Origin of the sequence: Dyadobacter frigoris (assembly GCF_005280585.1) — a bacterium.
GTDB lineage: Bacteria > Bacteroidota > Bacteroidia > Cytophagales > Spirosomataceae > Dyadobacter > Dyadobacter frigoris.
Window position 1 is genome coordinate 74,528 of the sequence record NZ_SZVO01000012.1, and the last position, 21,260, is coordinate 95,787.

General features: G+C 39.7%; 22 protein-coding genes. 1 reads left to right on the forward strand and 21 read right to left on the reverse strand.

Features of this window, described 5'->3' with window-relative positions; genetic code table 11:
• Positions 1-12 precede the first annotated feature (12 nt).
• The 6 genes from FDK13_RS23580 to FDK13_RS23605 form a co-directional block, all read right to left on the reverse strand.
• Positions 13-3,618, reverse strand: a complete 3,606-nt coding sequence (locus FDK13_RS23580) for a SusC/RagA family TonB-linked outer membrane protein (protein ID WP_170982897.1) — start codon at positions 3,616-3,618, stop codon at positions 13-15.
• 194 nt (positions 3,619-3,812) lie between these two features.
• Entirely contained in the window at positions 3,813-4,868 is a 1,056-nt protein-coding gene (locus FDK13_RS23585) for a FecR family protein (RefSeq protein ID WP_137342473.1), read from the reverse strand.
• Between the two features lie 69 nt (positions 4,869-4,937).
• Positions 4,938-5,477: an RNA polymerase sigma-70 factor gene (locus tag FDK13_RS23590; RefSeq protein WP_137342474.1), complete on the reverse strand. Its 540-nt coding sequence runs from the start codon at positions 5,475-5,477 to the stop codon at positions 4,938-4,940.
• A gap of 465 nt (positions 5,478-5,942) precedes the next feature.
• Positions 5,943-7,355 (reverse strand): carboxylesterase family protein, encoded by a 1,413-nt coding sequence (locus FDK13_RS23595; RefSeq protein ID WP_137342475.1) that lies wholly within the window; start codon positions 7,353-7,355, stop codon positions 5,943-5,945.
• A gap of 171 nt (positions 7,356-7,526) precedes the next feature.
• Positions 7,527-8,219 (reverse strand): hypothetical protein, encoded by a 693-nt coding sequence (locus FDK13_RS23600; RefSeq protein ID WP_137342476.1) that lies wholly within the window; start codon positions 8,217-8,219, stop codon positions 7,527-7,529.
• A gap of 8 nt (positions 8,220-8,227) precedes the next feature.
• Complete coding sequence (locus tag FDK13_RS23605; protein ID WP_137342477.1) at positions 8,228-8,584, reverse strand: PadR family transcriptional regulator; 357 nt, start codon at positions 8,582-8,584, stop codon at positions 8,228-8,230.
• Positions 8,585-8,933: 349 nt separating this feature from the next.
• On the opposite strand from FDK13_RS23605, the gene FDK13_RS23610 reads away from it, so the two are divergent.
• Entirely contained in the window at positions 8,934-9,602 is a 669-nt protein-coding gene (locus tag FDK13_RS23610) for an outer membrane beta-barrel protein (RefSeq protein ID WP_137342478.1), read from the forward strand.
• A 53-nt stretch (positions 9,603-9,655) separates the two neighbouring features.
• On the opposite strand, the gene FDK13_RS23615 is transcribed toward FDK13_RS23610, so the two are convergent.
• The 15 genes from FDK13_RS23615 to FDK13_RS23685 all read right to left on the reverse strand — a co-directional run bounded on the left by FDK13_RS23615 (position 9,656) and on the right by FDK13_RS23685 (position 21,153).
• A complete protein-coding gene (locus FDK13_RS23615) occupies positions 9,656-10,462 on the reverse strand; it encodes an alpha/beta fold hydrolase (protein ID WP_137342479.1) in 807 nt (268 codons plus the stop codon).
• A gap of 170 nt (positions 10,463-10,632) precedes the next feature.
• Positions 10,633-13,404 (reverse strand): vWA domain-containing protein, encoded by a 2,772-nt coding sequence (locus FDK13_RS23620; protein ID WP_137342480.1) that lies wholly within the window; start codon positions 13,402-13,404, stop codon positions 10,633-10,635.
• Positions 13,405-13,498: 94 nt separating this feature from the next.
• The gene (locus FDK13_RS23625; protein WP_137342481.1) at positions 13,499-13,813 is read right to left on the reverse strand and encodes a hypothetical protein; all 315 of its coding nucleotides are present in this window, start codon (positions 13,811-13,813) and stop codon (positions 13,499-13,501) included.
• Positions 13,810-14,019: a hypothetical protein gene (locus tag FDK13_RS23630; RefSeq protein WP_137342482.1), complete on the reverse strand. Its 210-nt coding sequence runs from the start codon at positions 14,017-14,019 to the stop codon at positions 13,810-13,812. The genes FDK13_RS23625 and FDK13_RS23630 overlap by 4 nt, the downstream gene beginning before the upstream one ends.
• A gap of 15 nt (positions 14,020-14,034) precedes the next feature.
• Positions 14,035-14,649 (reverse strand): HI_0983 family protein, encoded by a 615-nt coding sequence (locus FDK13_RS23635; RefSeq protein ID WP_229216190.1) that lies wholly within the window; start codon positions 14,647-14,649, stop codon positions 14,035-14,037.
• A gap of 44 nt (positions 14,650-14,693) precedes the next feature.
• Positions 14,694-14,954 (reverse strand): hypothetical protein, encoded by a 261-nt coding sequence (locus tag FDK13_RS23640; RefSeq protein WP_137342483.1) that lies wholly within the window; start codon positions 14,952-14,954, stop codon positions 14,694-14,696.
• Between the two features lie 94 nt (positions 14,955-15,048).
• Complete coding sequence (locus FDK13_RS23645) at positions 15,049-15,411, reverse strand: hypothetical protein (RefSeq protein WP_137342484.1); 363 nt, start codon at positions 15,409-15,411, stop codon at positions 15,049-15,051.
• Positions 15,412-15,484: 73 nt separating this feature from the next.
• Positions 15,485-15,757 (reverse strand): hypothetical protein, encoded by a 273-nt coding sequence (locus FDK13_RS23650; protein ID WP_137342485.1) that lies wholly within the window; start codon positions 15,755-15,757, stop codon positions 15,485-15,487.
• Between the two features lie 83 nt (positions 15,758-15,840).
• Positions 15,841-16,731, reverse strand: coding sequence for a DUF4595 domain-containing protein (locus FDK13_RS23655; protein WP_137342486.1), 891 nt, complete (start codon positions 16,729-16,731; stop codon positions 15,841-15,843).
• Between the two features lie 56 nt (positions 16,732-16,787).
• Positions 16,788-17,183 carry a hypothetical protein gene (locus tag FDK13_RS23660; RefSeq protein WP_137342487.1) on the reverse strand — a complete coding sequence of 132 codons (396 nt, stop codon included), beginning with the start codon at positions 17,181-17,183 and terminating at the stop codon, positions 16,788-16,790.
• A gap of 503 nt (positions 17,184-17,686) precedes the next feature.
• Positions 17,687-18,181 (reverse strand): DinB family protein, encoded by a 495-nt coding sequence (locus FDK13_RS23665; RefSeq protein ID WP_137342488.1) that lies wholly within the window; start codon positions 18,179-18,181, stop codon positions 17,687-17,689.
• Positions 18,182-18,268: 87 nt separating this feature from the next.
• Complete coding sequence (locus FDK13_RS23670; protein ID WP_137342489.1) at positions 18,269-18,796, reverse strand: YbhB/YbcL family Raf kinase inhibitor-like protein; 528 nt, start codon at positions 18,794-18,796, stop codon at positions 18,269-18,271.
• A gap of 88 nt (positions 18,797-18,884) precedes the next feature.
• Positions 18,885-19,751, reverse strand: coding sequence for a helix-turn-helix domain-containing protein (locus FDK13_RS23675; RefSeq protein ID WP_220417411.1), 867 nt, complete (start codon positions 19,749-19,751; stop codon positions 18,885-18,887).
• A gap of 112 nt (positions 19,752-19,863) precedes the next feature.
• Positions 19,864-20,661, reverse strand: a complete 798-nt coding sequence (locus FDK13_RS23680; protein ID WP_137342490.1) for a lipid II flippase Amj family protein — start codon at positions 20,659-20,661, stop codon at positions 19,864-19,866.
• A gap of 126 nt (positions 20,662-20,787) precedes the next feature.
• Positions 20,788-21,153, reverse strand: coding sequence for a winged helix-turn-helix transcriptional regulator (locus tag FDK13_RS23685; RefSeq protein ID WP_137342491.1), 366 nt, complete (start codon positions 21,151-21,153; stop codon positions 20,788-20,790).
• Positions 21,154-21,260: the final 107 nt, after the last annotated feature.

The following is a 21,260-nucleotide window of genomic DNA, read 5'->3' on the forward strand; positions in this document are numbered from 1 at the left end:
TGGTATACCTGATTAAAATTGAATATTTAATTTGACACCGGATGTCATTGAGAACGGATAAAACGAAGCTCTGTCAAATCCAAAAAGATAGCTTGTGCCGGGTGTGAACTGATCGTTGTTATTCATCATGGTTGCTTCCGGATCAAGATTATTTTTAGCCTTTGTCCACAACATCAGGTTTCTGACAAAAAAGGATAATGACATGCCGTTTGAACCGATATGGCGCGCCAGACTTTCAGGTAGTTTATAGGCTACCGAAAATTCTCTTAATTTGATAAAGGACGCGTCATAAATCCAGGTTTGAACGCCCCGGCTCCAATAGCCTGCTCCCGGATCTGCGATCAGGTCACTACGGAAATATTTTGTGCCTGTTTCTCCAAAATTCTCAATGTATTCTCCGTTGGCACCAGCAATTACACCCGGAAAGAATGAGCCATTTGAAACTGCTGTACCGTAATTAAATCCGCCAAGTTCAGCTGTACGGCCACCTACATAGGTTAGGCCGTCCATTGCGTTATATTTTCCGGGATTTGATTTGATCTCTGCGGCAAGTTTGCTGTTATCTCCATTGAAGGAATTGTTGCTCAAAATACCAGTCATTGTGCTCGATCCGTCTCCTTTGTGCCAGCTGTCCTGACGACCGTCGCGGGTCAATCGCTTCATACTTTCCGAATAGTATTTGCCACCCTGACGCCAGTCGATGCTTGCTGAAAACGTAAATCTTTTAACCGTTAAATTGGTCTGGAAACCGAGCGTGAACTTCGGCATAACATTTCCCAGATTTATGTTGGTTGTACTTTGTTGCACGGCACCGTTGCTGTTTAAAAGCGGCCATCCGGCATATTGCCCTTCTGTAACACGCTTAACATCAGGCCCCCACAAATCACCCACTTTTCCGCCAAGGCTGGTTTGGTTGTAAATGTTATTTCTGTTCCAAAACTGATAATTACTCACACCTTCGGGCAGTGCGGTCAGCTTGCTTCTTTCCTTGGTAAAGTTGAAAGTCGCATCCCATATCACATTTTTGGTCTGAACAGGAACCAGGCGCATCGAAATTTCCAGCCCTTTATTTTGAACAACGCCTGCATTTACATTAGCAGCAGTATAACCTGTCGAACCTGATACGGACACGCCGGTAATCTGCTTTTTGTCCTCTACTTCATAATAGGTAAAATTAAGTCCTATGCGTTTTTTGAAAAATGACGCATCAAATCCTAACTCGGAAGAAATGATACTTTCCGGAAGTAAATTACTGGTTGGCGTAGTACCTGGCAAAGAATAAACGGTGTTGCTGCCCCAGGTTGATTTGTCAAGTGTCATAGAAAGTTTGTAAGGGTTTGTGTCCTTACCAACTTTCGCCCAGCCTCCTCTTAATTTCAAAAAAGAAATGGCTGTCGGAAGTGAGAATAAATCAGAAACTACAACACTTAATGAAGCAGACGGATAGAAATAAGATCTGTTATTTACCGGTAAAGTGCTCGACCAGTCATTCCGGCTTGTTACTTCCAGAAAAATAGCTTCCTTGTAACCAAAAGAAGCCATGCCGTATAAGCTGTTGATTCTTTTGTTATTTTTTGTTGAAGTATAGTTCACTGACGCGCGGTCAATATTGCTGGCCGTGTACAATCCCGGAAGTACAAAACTTTGGCCGGTAATCGTAGCCAGCGCATTATTTTGAAAAAATAAGTTTCCACCCGCCGAAGCATCCAGTGAGAAATCACCAAGGGTTTTCTTATAATTTAAAAGAAAGTCGGTATTGATTTCCTGATTGCTTCTTGAAATGTAGGAATAACCACCGTTTGGAACCGCTTTTTCTGATTTGGCAGTACGGTTATTGGTAATATAAGATTCATTAAAACCACCCACACGGGTCATCAGACTAAGATCATCTGTGATGTTCCAGTTCAATTTGATATTTCCGTATGGACGTACTTTGCTGAATGTATTGATGTTTTCATTTACAGTGAACCAGGGATTATTAAATCCGTTTGACCAAACATTTTGCTGAACATTCGGCTCTTTCCAATAATTTTTCAGATCGTTAATATCCAGCCAGTTCGGAGTGAAATATAGATCTTCATAAGGATAATTGTCATAAGAAAGTCCCCGGTTATTATCAGATCCTGAATTCAGATAATTGAAATTTCCGCTCACACTTAGCCGGTTTGTGAAATTATAAGTGGCTGAAAGGGCGATTGCATCCTTACGCAAATTGCTTTTTGGATACACACCTTTTCCTCTTGTATCGGAAACAGATAGTGAAAAGCTCAGTTTCTCATTGGAATTTGAGATCGTAACATCATTGATAAAACTCGCGCCGGTATTGACAAAATCTTTCACATTATCCGGATGTGGTTCAAGCGGCGTAGCCACACCGTTGGTTCCGAAGCGGGCAACGGAAGTTCCCATTTTGGGTCCCCACCATAAGTTACTTGTCTGGTCAAAATTTCCGTTTGAGCCTGTTACAAATTGTTGCTGAATCGGTACATATTTATAAGGAACGGTGGCGGTAAAAGCAGAATTGACACTTATTCCCAGACCTTTTTTTCCTTTGTTTCCGCTTTTGGTGGTAATTAAAAGTACACCGTTACCAGCCCTTGATCCATAAAGAGCTGCGGCACTTGGACCTTTAAGGACACTGACACTTTCTATATTATCAGCACTTAAGTCCGAAAGTACGCTGACATCATTACCTGTTGGAAGTCCATCTACGACGATTAGAGGTGAATTATTTCCTGAAAGTGAAGTATATCCACGTATTAAAATCATTGGGTCACTGTTAAGATCAGGTGTTGTATTGATGACTCTGACACCTGCAATTTTTCCTGTCAAGGCGTTGACTGCATTTTCCTGAGGTACTTTGGTCAAAGCATCACTTTTTATTTCTCCCACGGAATATCCCAGCGACTTGGTTTTTCTCTGAAGTCCAAGAGCCGTAACCACCACTTCGTCCAGTGAGCGGGTATCCTGTGACAGGCGCACGGAGATCTGGCTTTGAGAACTTACCGTAATATCCTGGGATAAATATCCAACAAAAGAAAAAGTAAGCACTGTTGGTTCGTCAGGCAAGGAAAGCTGGAAATTACCTTTTTCATCCGTTGTCGTACCTCTGGTGAGTCCTTTTATAAGGATACTTACACCCGGAAGCCCTTCATTATTGGCAGCATCCACGACGGTTCCTGAAACATTTCTGGCCACGAGGCTGAACATTATTTCAGGTAAAGCCAACCCGACGTTTTTGAGATCTCTCTCTCCCGTTCTCTTTTTCAGAACGATTTGTCCACCCATGACGTCCCAGGCAATATTTGTCTTGCGGAAAACGGTCTCAAGCACAACATCCAGTTTCTGGTTTTGTGCGTTCACCGATACTTTTTGTTTGGAATTAATCACTGCGGCACTGTATACAAACCGCACATCAGCGGTTTTTTCCAGTTCGGCAAGTACCAGATGGATCGGCGCTTTGCTGACATTCAGACTAACCCGGCGGCTCAGTAATTCCTGGGCAGACAATGGAATAGCGTTGGCAATGCCTGCCAGACAAAACATGATTGCTATTTGCGAAAAGCTAATTTTCATGACAGTCCACAGTAATGTGCGGTTTCGTCGTTTGTATTTCATAAATTTGAATGTTTTGTTCAATTGTTGTAAAAGTTGGGCAAAAGGATCCCGCACCCGTTTTTCGGGCGTGTTCGCAAAAGGACATTTCGTGTGATCGTAAGCCATTGACGGTACCAGCGTCAGTGGCTTTTTTATGCGGTGATTGTCGAGGTTTTTACATAAATCAGCATTTAGGGTGATTGAAAATTTATCGGTCAATTATTATTACATCCTGATCCTTCAATAAAAATTTTGGTACCTTCCAGATGATATGTCGTACCTATACTCGCACAAATCATATCCAGTTTTGTGAATAAAGGCTGATCAGTGAGCCGGGCAGTAAGCGGACAATTTCCCAGGATTTGCTTGTCGTAAACAATTTCTACATGATACGCCTGCTGCAAGATTTCAAAAGCTTCGGAAACCGGGATGTCATTGAATTCAAACTTGTTTTTTACAGCATCGGGATTCACGATTTCAGGTATTGAAACCAGCGTTTTCGTAAGTTTTCCTTCTTGTATATTTTCAACTGCCTGCTCATTCGGACCTAGAAATAATTTTGTTTTTGAGGTTAAAGAAGCGACCATAACTTTACCCGATTTAACAACTACTTCGGTTATCGATCTACTTTTTTCTGCAACGTTAAAGCTTGTACCTAAAACCCGGATCTGGAGCGCTGCGGTCCTGATCGTAAAAGGGTGAAGTGTATCGCGGTGTACAGCAAAAAAAGCTTCGCCCGTAAGGCGCACCTGGCGAAGATGTCCCTCAAACTTTTCAGGGTAGGAGAGTTTGCTATGCTGAGAAAGTGTGACAATGCTGCCGTCATTTAGTACAACGGACATTTTTTCATTGGTGTTATTCTGTTTTTCCGTCCATTTTAATTGCAGTTCGACGTTTTCATTCAGGCTGAATTCATCTTTTTCAGTAGGATGGCTTAAAAACCAACCGGCTCCTGCAAGAAGCAAAAGAGTGACGGAAGCAGCTGCCATATACCAAAGATTGCGGCTGTTTCTTCGGTCTGGGAGTGATTCCTCTGATTTAACATCGGTTTGTAAAACTCCATTAAGCTGTTCCCAGATATACGTTTGGGCAGAATCTGCCGATTTTTGCAGAAGCAGATCGTTAATTTTGTCAGCATTCTGCCAGTCCTCCGTTAATAAATCTTTCATTTCGCCCATATCGTTCCGATCGAAATAGTTCTGTAAAACAGCTAGTTCGTCAGGGGTACAACGGCCTTCCCGGAGTTTTTGCAAGAGCTCTCGACTGATCATTATAATTGATTATATATAGGAATACAAACAACTCTGACACCACCTTTACTCTGGTATGTGAAGAAATTGTTAACTAAGAAAAATAAAGGTAAAAAACAGAAGACTTGTACGAAGTGAACGGAGTGCTTTAACCATCTGGCTTTCCACGGTATTTCTCGAAATAGACAATTGCTGTGCTATTTGCTCATAGGAAAGTCCTTCAAAACGACTTTTTTCGAAGATTTCTCTTCTTTTTGGTGGTAAGTTATCCAGAGCGGATTCAAACCGTGTGGTCAGCTCGGTGGTCAGCAAAGGCTGATCGGAATTATCAGAGGACGAAAATTCCAGTTTATTTTCATACCAGCTTTTATAAACTTTCTGCCTGACAAGCTCACGTTTGTAGCGGTTTATGACAAGTTGGCGGGCAATGGTCAGCAGCTGGGCGTCGGCAGGAATTAATTCTGAGAAAGAATCCCTGTTCAGCCAAAATTTTAAAAAAACTTCCTGGGTCAGATCCTGGGCTTCGTCAATATCACGGGTGTGCTTGTGTGCAAAAACAAATACCTTTCTAAAGAACCTGTCGTAAAGTTCTTTAAAATCTTTTTGCTGCTGATCACCCTGCTCCCTCATAGATATGCCTATTAACGAATTGTTATTGAGTACAGAAAATCACCTTGGTAAAAGCTCATTTCGCAATCATCGAATATCAGACAAAGTTATTAATCACACCGATTAATCATGCTTTTTAACAATTTGTTAATAATGGCATCCGGTCTCTGTATTTTTCAACGATCGTAAATTGTGTATTTGCCGTTACATACCCTTATATACTGAATTACGCTCCATTTATACCCCTGAGCCTATGTAAATTAATAACAAATTTCTCATAATGATTTTTGATTATGCGTCCGTTTGAACAACGGATACCTTATTCATGAGCAGAAATCAGAATTGGTGCCGTGTGAAAATAAAAATCCTGGAAATGTTATATTTGAAATGATCAAGCCAGGCGCATTTATTATGTAAAAATTAAATGGGTTTAGTATGATTTATAAATTTTGAGAGGCAATTGACAGCCGGAATCGATCCTTTTTTCTAAAACCTGTTAGTCTTTTTTTGAGAAAAAAGCCAATCCAAGAGACCGTGGGTTTGTTGAACCTGCCTGCCGATGTTATGACCGGCATTTGGAAATTCGGTATATTTGGGATGACCGCCTGCTTTTTTGATTCCGGCAATGATACTTCGTGTGCTGCTAACGGGAGCTAATGGATCCTTGTCTCCATGAAATGCCCAGACCGCAACATCTGTCATTTTATCAGAAAGTCCAACATCTGTTCCGCCGCACATCGGTATGGCAGCTGCAAACATTTCAGGATGCGTACCAATGAAATACCAGGATCCCATACCTCCGCCGGATATTCCAATCACATAACGCCTTTTTACATCTACTGAAAATTGCTTCTCCAAATCACCGATGGCTTCAAAAGTCAATTGAGACATAGCGGGATCAGCCCAATTTATGTTTTGCGGACATTGGGGAATAAACAAAAATGCGGGATATTTTCTTTTATTGACATAATTTGAAAATAATGAAGCATCCGATCCTTCAACCTGAATAATATTATCTGTCCCGTGCGCTCCGCCATGATGCAAAAGCACGACAAGCGGATATTTGTTTTGTGGATTGTAATCCAGCGGTTTCATAAATCGGTAACGCAGCGTATCACTATTGCCGTTGACATAATTCCTTGCTTCAAACAAGGAAGCCATGCCCTTGGCTTTTTCACTTATTTGATTAGGAAAACCTACAAACTGACATTCAGTATACATTTTGTGCCCCAAAATAAATACTGAAACAAATACAATCAGTACAGGTGCTATTACTCTGTAATTCACAGAATTTTGAGCCTGATCTTTTATCTGTCTGAGTTCACTTATAAAATTGCCAAGAAGCAAACCCGGAACAATACATGAAAACCAGGACGTCCAAAAGTTAATACTTTCAAAAATCGGTTTTAAGTGCAGAGAAGGAAAATAGGTATTCCATAGCAAAGATGTCAGCAAAATCGCTCCCAATACCAAGGCGAAAATCCCGGCTAATTTTAACAAAGGTCGTTTTCCGGAATTTGAAAATATTATAATGCTGTAAAATGAAAGCGAGATTAGCAAAAGGATAATACAAAAAGGTATGTAGAATGAATACAATATTTTGAATACCAGTATTATGTAAAGAATAATGTTGAAAATAGTGGATGCTGCGAGGATAATTGTACCTGCGAAAAATGTAAGCCGATATGCTTTATGATAATAATACTTCAGCAAAAGGGATGCGCTAATGACATCCATGATGGCGGTAAGAACAAGCCAGGAAGAAAATGTGGGGACAGTATAAATCTGTATGCCGTGCTGCAAATAATTCAAACACTGAAAAGAAGTTGCCAGGATGCCTAAGGCGATAAAAAATATTCCAAAATAATAGAAATTCCGTGTTAAGGGTTGTGATTTCATATTGCATAAAGCGTTGGTCGATGGTTGTTTTGATTCATACAGCCATATGACTAGGACGGTTGTTTTATCTAAACCATTGACGATTCGCTTTATACCTTATTAGAAATGTTAAAAGATCTTAATTGATTATCAGCTTCTTTCTAAGATTTCTTGGCGAGAAATTAATATTTATTACCTTGTTCTATACCAATAATCAGCTTCGAATGTTTTTGAATATTCAAAAATTGAAATAAAAGACAAAGTAAATGCTGTCGACAAAATAGAGTATGAGAATGTCTTTATCAGCATTGAAAATTCAGATCCTGAGATTATCTTGAATAATAAAATTGAAATTAGAAAAAGTAAAAAAGTAGCATAAACCCGTACAACCATTTGAGATTTAACTACGCCAAAAAGATGCTGCCATTTCACATATCTTTGCAGAAGAAATACCGGCAGTGTCACAATTGGCAGTGCTGCCGATCCGATGAGAAACCCGTTTGAGAAATTAAAATTATCCGGACTATTCTTTGCAAAAATGGATATGTAAAAGCTCAAAGCTGTCAATGAAACTGCAATCAGACCAGATCTCAACATCTTTTGCCGGGAAAACTGGCTTTTCTCCAATGCCCACAAAACCTGGAGTTGTTTTTTTACAAAACCTTTTCTGTATTGCCATTCCATCTTTTGAATAGCACCCAGGCCGCCAAAATCTTCAATTGTAGAATCCATGGCTGCGTCAAACGGAGTTGATTCAGTTAGTTTAGTTTCAATCGCATCAATAAAATGGTCGGTCATTTCTTCAATGAATTCCGTTTCAACCAGCCTGCATTTTTCTGTAAAAAATTCCTCTATCTCGAAATATTGAGCCTGTGTTATTTTCATGGAGCTTGTTATTTTACGGGTATTGAAATCAGATCTTTCGGTTCGAGTATCAGTTGAAGCTGGTTGAGGAAATTTTGTATCATCGCCAGCCTGTCCACTGCATTTCCCTGCTGGTCATTCGCTATGGAGTAATATTTTCTGGCACGGCCATCTACAACTTCCGTTTGCGTTGTCAATATTCCTTCTCCTTCCAGCTTATGCAGCGCTGGGTACAAGGCACCTTCTGTTATGCGTAATTCGCCGTGGGTCATTTCCTTTACCTTTTGGCAAATTTCATATCCATACATCCGTTCAGTTTGTGAAAGGAGCTTTAATATTACTGCGTTGATACTGCCTTTTAACAGTTGCTGTGCATTCTTATTCATAGTTCAAATATACTAAACCTATTTATACATCCAAATCTTATGTATTATTTTTTTTGCAAAAAAATAACAATCTAAGCTATTCGACGAAATGATCTTTTAACACTTTTACAGCAAGGATTGTAAGGGCATTTTTGAGGATATCGAATTTAACGATTTGTAAAGTTGAATGGCCAGGTAATTATGATTTCCAGGCGCTTTTTGCTTCAAAATGATAATTAGAATATTGCTATTTATTTGTCTTTTTTTAATATATATTGCGTAGTAAATTAGTGGTTAATTAAATTTGATATTATAATTGAGATCCGAATAATCCCTAATAATCCTAAACCTATATTTAAACGGATAAATAATGAAAGCACTATTTATTTTTGCGATAATTCTGGCAGGATTTTTATTTTCCCCGTCAGAGGTTTTGGGACAAAGTAAGTTTGCTTTTTCAGCAACAGTTGCACCGTTTTATGGTCATATTAATTCCAAAAATATCTTTGTTGTTCCGTCATATAGCGTTGGAGGCGGGCTAATCACTACTGAAATGAAATCTAAAACAACAACAAAGGGTTATTGGGTCGGTTTGAATGGAAGATATTCTTTTTCGTCCAAATGGTCTGCTTCAACCGGTTTGTGGTTAAGTGAATCCCGGCAAAGTGTTTCTGATATTACTTTTACTCCGGCAGTGCCCTACTACACTGGACGTAGCAAATCGCATAATTTTGCCATTCCGGTAATAGTCAATTTTCAAACGTCTGAAAGTAAATTGTCTCCCTATTTTTCGGCGGGTGCACTGTGGAATTTTAATTCTACAAGCCGTTTAAACATATCCAGCTCCGAAAGTTACATTGTATTCAAGAGCAATAATTCCAAAGTAACACCAATGGTGGGTGCGGGAGTAATATATAATTTTGCACAGCATTTATCGGTCATTGCCCAGCCAACTTTTGGTTACGTCATTCCTTCCTCCGGTATAGATTCACATGCTTACCGTCTTAGTTTTAATTTACAGCTGATGTATAAATTGTAATTTATTTTATAAAATCTGCCTAAGATCAGTTGTGAATTTTACCAAATGACGGATTACGGCAGGGTGGCTGCAAGAAATTCATTCAACATAGCTACAAACAATTCGGGCACTTTGCTGTCAGAATCCCGTGACATAATCTCGCCCATATAGCTACCATGGCTTGCGGGGAATATGGTAAGTCTTCCATAAGGAAATAACCGGTACATGGCAACCGCGTGTTCCGGACAAACAACGTCCTGGTCAGCACTTATTACCAGAGCAGGCACTTGAATCGAGCTGATATCTTCATCTTTCCAGTCCTGAAACGAAAGCATTCGCTCCACATCTTTGTCATGCATATTCTGTAACGCTGCCTGGCTGAAGTTAATTTTCAAATACTCATCTTGATAAATTTTCGGCATATTATCAAGACTGGCATGATGCATGGCATCCCAAAACCATGGATACATTCCTTCTTTTTTGTAAAAAGCAGAAGCAATTATCAACTTGCTTACCCGTTTCGGGTGTCTGATGGCTACCTGCATCGCGGTATTACCTCCATTGCTGAAACCAAAAAGATTTGCGGCCGAAATGTTCAGTTGTTTTAACAGTTCGGCAACATCGTCCGCATCCTGTTCAAAACTTTCCGGAGCATTTCTATCGGAGGTATGTCCATGTGCCTGAAGTTCAACACCTATAACCTGATATGTTTTAGCAAGCAGCGGTAATATTTTCCCAAAAGTGGTATATAATGTCGAGCCGCCACCGTGAATCAGTACAAGCGGCGCGCCATTACCATGAATTTCAAAATACATTTTTAGTCCGTTGACATCAGCGAACTGTCCAGGCCCGGAAGTCTGGTTTTTATCATTTGAGATCATAATACCCTTGACTTTTTTATTTTAATAAGTAAAAGTTACAGCATCAAATATATACCGGTCCTTTGGGTAAAAAGGGGGGGAGACGAGAAAATTATGGCGGTAATTTGTGACATTAGCGGCATTGATAATTTTCTGAAAGCACTGAAATTTTAAAACTTTTAAGAATAATTTCAAGGCAGTTTTTTTGACTGTGCTTCCAGTATCAGCTGCAAATCTGCACTTTCTTCGGTTACGTGTGCATAAGAACCCTGACCTAAGTCGCTCAGTTTTTTTAGTTTCTGACCTGTATGCGCATTACGGCCAAATGTAAAAACACTTAGATAAACATCCTGACGGGCGTTTTCGCCAATCATTTTTTGAACCGCTCCGCTGATAGGAAATTCGCCATCGGTAGCGAGCACAACCCGGTTATTTCCACCGCGTACATATTGTTTGTTGATGACTTTGTAAGCCAGGCGAATTCCTTCATTTCCATCGGTGTCGCCAGTTGATTGAAGCAGGTCGATCATACGCGCAATCTCAGCGGATTTGCTGCCTGAGGTAGGTTTCAGCACAACCCGTGCTTTGCCTGAATAAAGTACTATTGATATTTGATCTTCCGGCCGAAGCAATGTTAAAAGTGATTTGATTGAGCGTTTAAGCAGAGGAAGTTTCAACGGAGAATCCATCGAAGCGGACACATCCAGTAAGAGCACCATATTGTTAGGTGCAAAACCTGCCAGCGACCGAGTGTTTTCCGGGTGCCCGCCGGTTCGATCCATGTAAATGGTATCAATCCGTACGCGTTCAACATAAACGGTATCGTGTTTGGCTTGAATAGTGTTACCGTTTTCCGTTGTTTGCTGCGTTGCAGTTTCTATTGTGGAAGTATTTGTTTTTGGAGAAGATAAAATATCGGGTTGAGCTTCATAAGTAGTCTTCTTTTCCGCGGGCCTGTTAGTGTCCGTTATTAAATCGGCTGACCTGGGTTTTGTCAACTTGCGAAAGGCAAAAATATCTGGCTGATTTACGACTTTAAGCAGACCGCCGTTTGCCAGATCTACAAATTTGTTGTACTGATATACCAGTTCATTGTTATAAAAATAGTAAAATGATTCGTAGGGGTTGGTTGTAGAATTTGGCGAGACCGTTTTTACTTTTTGAGCCTTTTCAGCAAAACGGGAAGAATTTGTAGCCAGATCTTCATACGGCGAATAGGGGCAAAGACCATTACTGCGCCCAAATCGTTTCAATCCGTTCATATTTTGATATTCATCCACGATCAGTTGCCGGGCGTCTGCTTCAAGTTTAGCACTTGCTGGAATTTGAGCCTTTTCACCTTTCAAATAATCTTTTACACCAAAGAGCATTTCCTTGTCATGATCCAATGTTTTGAGTAAAACACCTCCGGAAATTATCCACGAACTTGCCGGATTTGCAGACGGGTAGCTTTCGAAAATTCTTCTTAAATCGTTATAAAGCTGTTCTTTTTTCTTGTCAAAACCTTCGAAAAGTTCCAGGTATCTTTTCAAAATAGCATCGGAGCGTGTCAGGCGATCATGGAGATATACCTTTTCAGCCGTGTAAGAAATCAGTTCAACACTTAATCCGTCCATTTCCTGTAACATGTTGAGGAGCATATCTGCCTGCACAAAAACAGAAGTTCGGTAAGACGGATCGATTGATGAGCCGGAGTTTTTTAAAATTTGATATAATGAAACGGGTTTTTTAAAATCCTCGTGTGAATACGTTAGCGCAGCACGTTTCCTGGCTTCCTGCGGGTCCCGGTAGTACTCAGCCGAAGACTGATAATTGCGAAGTAATATCTGCATTAAATGCATCTGACGAAGTGATTCATTGATAAATTCCACATAATGATTCAGCGTCAAAAGTGTTTCCGGATTTATTGGAAGAGTAGCTTTCTTTGTATTAAAAGTAGAAACTGAAATATCATGAAAAGGTTTTGTTGGACTTATTTCTTGTGTATCACCTGTGGCAGATTCCGACGCAAAAACCGGACTGTATTCCGGATAGTCGAGCAGCTGCCTGTTTGACGGACTATAATTAACAAAAGCCTTGTGGCTCGCCAAAAGATCATGGTTATAGGCATTCAGCATCGAAATATAAACTTTATTGCCATGCCGGGCTGATTGCCGTGCTGCAAAATTATTGTCGTCAATAGCTTGTCGTTTCAGCTTTTGAATTTCTGAAAGCGCTGATTTGAAGGAATTGACTGCTTTTGATGCCGGATAGGCAAGTTTCAAGTTCGATTTTTCAAAATCTGATAATAGCTTTTCGTCAGTTAGTATACTTTCCTGAATTTTGGCGACCGGCCAGCCCGACGGTTTGTCTTCGTTTAAATAATAAGGTAAAGAGTCCAGTAATTGCTGCTGAATGATCAAAATCTGTTCCATTTGTTTTGCGGTTTTCAGATAAGGATCCGTTGGTTGATAAGGTTGGTATTTGTTATAAACCTGTTGAATCTGATTGTGGAAAACAGTTTTTTCTGTACTGAATTTGTTTAAAATGGATTGTAAATCAGCGATGTATGCGTCAGATTGTTTCAGGTTATCTTGTTGAAATGTTTTTAGCCGGACGTAGGTTTCAAGTGTTTTGCTGGTTTGATCGAGTTCTGCCAGCAGATTCCGGATTGTTTTGGCACCAGCATTGAGCTGTTGTTTTTCGGTTGAAGTTAAACCATTACCGGTCAAAGCTTTTTCATAATAAAAAGTCTCCAACGGACCTGATGAAGGTAATCTCAATAAAACCTCCGGTCTTTTCCGATACGCAACTACCTCCGCCTGATAGTTGCATATCATTTCAAACCGGCTTATCACGACATCTGTTGACTGGTTTAGAAACGTAACGTGTTGATTTAGCGATTTTTGAGGTGTTTCCTTTTGGGCATTTGCATTTGTAAATACCAACACGAAAAGAAGTAAAAAGCTAAAAAATGATTTCATGACTGGCGGATTACGTGGCTGCAAATTTTCAAGACTGGCATCAAGGCAAATTTCAATAAAAAATCTAAAAGATGTTATTGTGAAGATCTATTTCTCAGTTTGCGTTCGGATTCTTTCCACGACAAATCGATAATATATTATCGTCTATCAGAAAATAGCCTTCTCCGGAAAGCTTGTCTTTTATTACCTGTTCGCCAATAAAACCAAGGATTTCTTCCCTTTTTGATAAAGGAGTTTTGGTGTGCGCTTCCCAGTATTTTGGCTCGGGAATGCCCATGATAATGATGGCGGGCGGCATCGCCAGTTCATACCACATCTCTAAACTGGTTTCTGCACTTTGAAAATAAATGGTGCCGCTGCGTCCGTTTTCGGAATAGCGAAGAGGTGAATCTGTATTGGAATTGTTCATGGAAAAGTATTTTTTGCCCAGATATATCCGGAAATAAATGAAAGAATAAAACCGACCGGGCCGAAGACAAATATGCTTGTCATACTGGCTTCAACACTTCTGTCGTGGCCGTTTGATGAAAATTTCCCTATCAAAAAATAGCTTAGGGACGCCGCGATGATGAAGCCGGCAATACCCGCTACCAACGCAATACCAAAGGATTTCATAGTGTTATTTATGGTTTAAAATTGTTTTGAAATGTTCGGCTCCGGCATTGGAAATTTGGCAACTTCGGCAATCAAAATCTGTTTTTCTGTTTTCAGTTTTGCCAGAAAAGGTTTGATTTCCTTTCCGTATTTTCTGGTGCTTGCCGCCAAAAGTATAATTCCGCGCTGTCCTGATTTGGCTTTGATGGTTTTGAACCGGAATATATCCCGTTCCGCCAAACTGTTTTTGTCATTCGGTGCCGTTTGAGTAATCAAACAATCGAGAATTTTTTCACCAGAAACTGAATTGACAAGAATTTCAAATTTTACATCCAGATCTGGTCTTTTCAGCTGTTCGAGTTCACGCATTTTCGCAGCAACCAACTGGTCAATATTTGATTCAGTGACGGCGAAGTCAATGGAAAGCATTTTGTTATAATTTGGGAAATCATCACCTGCGGCCAGATATTCCTGTTTGAAAAACGATGATTCCGGATGTGATGACCACGCGAGCTGATATGTGTTTTTTTGAAGTGACAGCGCGTCTTGAATTCCCAGATAATTCACCGCGGCCTTTTTTGTTTGCGCTTTACTTTGCCAGGTTAACAAAAGCAAAGTAATTAAACAGGCGCCTTTCATATAGTTTGTCATTGATATTTTTTGAGTTTTAATGATTGAGATTTTAATGGTATAGTCTAATTTGTTGCGACCTGGCGTACAATTAAAAGAAGAACTATCGCAATAAGCATCGCCAGGATTTTCATCCATTGATGCACTGTAATGTTCAAACCGATCAAAACAAGAAGCATAAGGAACATGGCTCCTTTAATGATTGATTCTACACCCGGCATTTCGTGGCTTGGTTTGCTTTCCTGAATAAAAGCCCAGACTACAAATCCGCCATAGACACCGATAAGTATCCAGTTGATCACGGTAATAATTTTGATGAAAGTCATAAATACAAACGTTACAAGGGTTCTTTAAACTTGTTTTTTTTTGCGGATCGGGCTTCCGGTTTTTCGGATAATCCGGAAGCGCCGATCTTCTCTTTTACACCTCGAAAGGCAGTTCGTATTCTTTGATGATCACTTTGGAACTGCGTGTTTTAACCTCAACCCGGGCTTTTAGCGGCGAGCCGGGAACCAGATAATTTTTAATGAACTGATCTTCATGCGCCGTCCAGGAATAATCCGTTAGCAAAAAAGCGGTATCGCCTGCTTTGGAAGCCTGATATGCCCAGCGCTCAACAATATTCGGCTCAAAATTGATAGTGTTTCCCATGTAAAGTACCTGTATTCCCGGCAATGACTGGTTACCAAGTTCAGTGCAGTTGATTACAGTTACAGTCAGGGACGATCCGTCTTCAAGATCCTTTACTGCCCATTCATCGAGCAGTGTTTTTACGTTAGCCATTTTGTGATTTATGTTTAATGTTGAATTAAATTTTAGTTACTGCGTAACGCCCATTGCCATACGCAGCTGAATTTCAGGCAATAGAAGTCAGCATCGTCAGCGATAACAGACTGCTTAAAATCAGATTGCCAAACCATTTTAAATTTGGAGGTACACACCGGCTTTGCTGACGATTCTGGTATTTATGCCAGTGGGAACCGAAAATTACATTGAAAAGCTCCAACGATGCGCCGACGATATCGCCATGACGTAAGTTGGCCGTTACAGAATCCAGTCGCATCAATAAGGCAACAGGTAATAAATGAAAAATAAGAACGTGAGGATTAAATACTATTAATTTTTTCATGACTAAGGATTGCTAATAAGTTTTGATTGAAGAGAAATACACTGGATTTGTGTATTTCTCCCGGACTTTTCTATGCGTAAATGTCAAAGGTGAAACCCGATTTCAGTGACCAGATAATCATATAATCTGGTTTCAACCAGCGCTCCGCCGGAAATATTATAAGTCTGTCTTGACGTTACATAGCCGTCATTGTTTAGTGTGTAATTGTAATACTTCCCGCCAGGAGTAGATTTCTCTGTGATCATTTTAACCAGATGTTTTCCCTGTTTTCCGAAAATTTTAAGGTATTGATCCGGAAGATTGGCCTGCTCTAAATTCACTGGTGATAAATCATCAAGAATAGGATCGCCTCCCAATTGTTCGTAGTAGAAGGTAGATTCAGCCAGCAAACTTGGTCCGGGCGTGCTTCCGGAATAACCGAAATAGCTTATCTTGTTTAAGTCACCTATCACATTGTAGCCAAATAAAGTTTTTGAATTTGGAGCTTTTTTGTCGGTCACGTTTACCAGTTGCCCTTTCCCGTTATACAAATATGAGAGTATCGTTTCCTGCTCCTGTATCGCATTTGTTCCTAATGGGATGTAATCTATTTGGCTGGATTCATAGCAATAGCCCGTGTTTGCATCTAGCGAATAGGTGATTACCTGCATGATTTTACTATTTCTCGTTAAAGTGGAAACAATAGAATTGGTGCTGTACGCATACGTAATATTGGTCAGATAACTTCCGCGTATGTTTGCTCCCAAACTCACTTTTTTTAATTTCCCATTCTCATAATAGGACAAGGTTGCATCTCCGTGTTTGATAAGCTGATACATTTTAGGAATACTTGCGGAAATCCCGTCTCTAAGTGCTTGTGCCGAAGCCGGATTTGGAAGATCAGGAGTTGGTACATTGTCCTGCTGGCAGGAAACCAGGCCAATGGCCACTACTAATTCAACGGCCAATGTTAATTTGTAACGTAAGATTTTCATTCGTTTTGGATGTTTTATTTATGACTAATTGATTTTGGAATGCGTTTATTGGTTTCTTAATTGACAAGCGAAACCGTCCTTGCCGAGAGTAAATCGTTTGGTAAAGTCCTGCTGAGTTCTATGGATTTGCTAATAACTTGGTGTCCCTGTCTGACCCGCAAAATGTATTTACCGTTCTCTAAATTTGTCATATCAAACTTCTGGCTGAATTTGACACTGTTTTTGGGTAAAGCGCTGCCGTAAAGCTCAATTCCACTTTCTGTCAGCAATTGTACAGAGGCTAACTTTTTTGGACCTTTTTCAATAAGCAAGCAAAATTTATCAACGTTCCTGACCTGATAAACACCCACGACAAGGTGGTTATGATCCTGAAATTGTTGAGCGAAAGCAACAGAACCTCCTAATAGTAAGAGGCCTGCGACTACTGTTTTTATGCCGATGTTTTTCGGCATGATTTTGACATTTTTCATGCTAATAGCTAAATAAATTTGTTATAAAAATGATTGAAGTTTTCTTGCCAACCGGGTTAAAGCATGTTGCTTTTGGAAGGCAATGCAAACGTATGGCAGATAAATTTAGCCGTCAATTTTAAAGGGTATACAAAAGGTTGATCACACCTGAAAAGTGGTGTACAAAAGGTAAATGACGGAAAAATGACGGTGACAAAAGGTGTACGAGGGAGTTTTAAGGCTGAAAAGGCTGGTTTTAGTGTTGGTATTTTGAAAGAGAAGAGTCGATTTTTATTTCTGCCAAAGTATTTTTAGCATTATAAATACGGAATTGTTGATGGTTTTCTGCTGGTGGAGATTGCTATTCGCAGTTTGAAAACTACGAATTTTTATACTTTGTCGTTTGTAACGGTAAGCGATTTTCATAAACATCCCCTTCATAACATGGCATATGCTGTGAAGGGGATGTTTTTAGTTAAATTAGTAATAAAAAGCTTAAAATTATTTCAAGTCAAACGATAGAAAGTAGCCAGATCGATAGAAGAAAACTTTGTAAATCCAATCTGACGCAGTATTGTTACTAACTGTCCGCGATGGTAGGTGGAGTGGTTAATGATGTGAGAAAATGTTTGCCAAAATTTCATTTGACCTTCGCCACCTTTCGGATATCTAAAAGTAATTTGTTGCAGATAATTTTCTTCCGGATATGTCTCGATGAAATTTTTCAAACCGGTTGATGCTATTCTCCAAATTTCTATTAGATCATTTTTACTGCCTTCAAATTCCGTAGATAAATAAACCGGATCCGGTGCATTTTTCCAGAAGTCTATCCAAATTTTTTCGGCACTGGCAATATGAATTCCCGTTTCTCTGATACTGCTAAAACTGCTGATGATAACCTGGTTCCATTGTTCTTCATTGATTTGTTCCAACCATTCAACAGCAATATTATTTGCCCAGATATTGTAACTGGCTAATGCCAGAAAATACTTTTTGTTCATTTGTTTCGATGTTTTTTGACGCTAATAAGACCAAATTGTTCTTGTTACCTGACCACAATTTGTAACCGGAGAAGTTAATAATGTGCTTTACTGTTTTTGCCCGTAAACCAGGAGCGAGGCTTTGGCCAGGGTTATGAAATGCATATTGAAACCTACGAAAGCCGGAGTGGCATTTTTATCTAAATTAAGTTTTTCGCTCAATGCATAAAGTGTGATTAAGTAACGATGTGCTGGGCCTTCGGGTGGAGCCGCACCGACGTAACCAGGAGTACCCATATCCGTATTACTTTGCATCGTACCGCCTGGAAGTAAATATTTTTCAACATTTCCCGCATCTGGTTCGAGCCTATTTACATCAGCTGGAATATTGAAAATTACCCAATGCCATAGGCCACTACCAGTAGGCGCATCCATGTCGTACATAGTTACCGCAAAGCTCTGGGTTTCTTTGGGGGCATGTTCCCAATAAAGCTGAGGTGATTGATTTTCGCCGGAAAATCCCATGCCGTTAAAGTACTGCTTATTGGTCAGCTGACCTCCAAGTTCGGTGCTTTTTAAAGTAAATGTTTGTGCCAAGGCACTGTTGCTCAATGTATTTTCTGTTAAAGTTGTCATAATCTTCCTGTTTGAATTTTTATTCAAAGGTAGCCTGTATTAAGGCTGGCAGAAGATAGTTTGACGTTCAAAAAGTGTTGCTAAACGTTCAATTTGAGAGCTGATATTGTTTAGGCGTTATCCCATGAATCTGCTTAAATGACTGAATAAAACTTGATAGATTTTCGTACCCAAGGTCGAAATATATGTCGCTTGCTTTGTATTGGCCTTGTTTTAATAGTTGAGCCGCTTTCTGCATTCGTTTTTCAAGAAGCCACTTATTTGGCGAGGTGTCATATACCTTTGCAAAGCGTCGCTTAAAAGTGGACAGGCTCATGTGACATAAAAAGGCTAATTCTTCAACCGTTACGGAATTATAAATATTGGCCGTCACAGCTTGACGAACAAGCAAGTCATCATCAGCGTCGTACTTGGAATTGCGAAGCCGTTGGATTTCCTCAGGATAATGCTCACTTAGGTAGATCAGCAATTCTTCCAGTTTCACTCTTTGCATTTCAGCAGTTAAAGGTTTACCGGAAAGAAGCATAAAGCCGAGCGACTCAATGAAGTTTATGAGGAATGGGTCTTTTTCAAATACCAGGAAAGGTTCTTCTTTGTGTTTTTTAGTTGAAACCTGAGATACTAAGGGATGACGGATGAAGAAATCTACCAACAGCTTGTTATCGAAAAAAAACAGAATACTTCTGTAACGGCCGTTTTGTGCGGCAATCTTTTCGCTCATCAGGCAATTGCCGGATGAAAGCAGCAAAAACTGACTTGGATTAATCTTTACTTTTGCTTCTGCGTATTGTACACTTTTTTGGCCTTCCAACAAAAAACTAAACAAGTTTTGCCGCAATTTGATCCTGGAATTTATACTTACTATATCCGAATTATATCGTATGATTGAAACATGGTCAATCATATGTTGTAAATCGGCGGCATGACGGTCAACAGATAGGGTGGACTTTTTCATGGGTTAGGCTTAGCAAGTGATATACACAACACGAATTTACAAGGTTTTTTGATGAAAGATTCCGGGTTATAAAACTGGTGAAAAGTCCTTTTGCTGTGTTATAAGTAAACCATCAAATTTTAGTAGCTGTCCAGGCTAAAAGCTGTGCACAGGGTATAAAGAGAATTTGCGCTGCAACGGTACCGATAAGTCGGGCGATAGTCATGTAAACCACGTATTTTCTGAAAGTGGGTTCGGAGCATTTTCCGAGTGTGACATCGTCTGTCATGACCGATAAATGTGGGTCTATGATAGCAAACATGAGGATTGTTGCAAACCCGTTTATAAAGGCGGACAGGTTACTCGCCGTTGTTCTGTATTCCGGATTGAGGTAAGAAGCATAAACGGCCGATAAAACACCAATTGTTAAAATGGCAACGGCGAAAATGTTCAAAATGAATATTTTCCAGGGGAAGGCTTCAAATTTGATTTGGGTAATATTTGTTTTTGCCGGTATACTGATATTATCTTTCAAGTAAAGAATACCAGCTTTGGAAAAACCGTGCATGATCAGTTTTGGCATTGATTTATGCAAACTGAAATTCAAAACCGCTTTTGATAATACTCTTTGGAATGTAGGAATAAGAAAGGCTCCGAAAAGCGTGGCCAATGTACAGGAAACAATAATTAGCCTGAACATAAATTCGTTACCGGCAACTCCGTTTTTAATATCGTTTTCTACTGTTTTGGCAAGAAGAGGTGCCTGAAATCCGTTGGCCGTCCTTGAAACCAGTACCAGGATATTAAACAGAGCAAATGAAATTGCAATACGACCAGTCCGTATTCCAACAATCCTGACAGAATAGGAAAGTGTTGTTATTAGGTTGATTACAAAGGTTAAAGCAAGAACTATCAGGACTTGGGTTGTCATTTATGGCTGGCTAATTTGGTCGGTCTGTATAGAATAACACCCTTAAAGTATATTAAATATTTGGTAAAACTGATATTTAAATCCAAGTCAAACCAACTCATCCGGATAGTTTAAACTTGTAATAGTTTACTTCCCTTCTTTTTCATCGTCAATTAATTTCTGCCGGTGTTTTCTTCCCCATTTTTCCATATCTCCTATAATATTTTTCAGGGTGCAGCCATACGGCGTTAATTCATATTCTACCGTTATAGGCCTGGTGTCGCAAACGGTCCTTTTAACCAGTCCGTTCATTTCAAGATCTCTCAATTCCTGGGACAGCATTTTTGATCCGATTCCCTGTACCCGGCGCTGCAACTCCATAAAATGGGTTTTTCCAAAATAAAGGATTGTCAGAATTTTAATTTTCCATTTGCCGCCGATTACATCCTGAGTATCCTGAACCGCTTGCATTTGTGCCCTGCAATGAGCGGTGAATTCTGTTCCGTTTGCCATAATTTCATTTTTAATAGTTTCGGAAAAGAAAGTACTTTCAAAAAGGAAACTAGTTTCAAATATAAAGTATTAGATCTAGCTTTGCAAGTAATCAGTTTATAAAAATT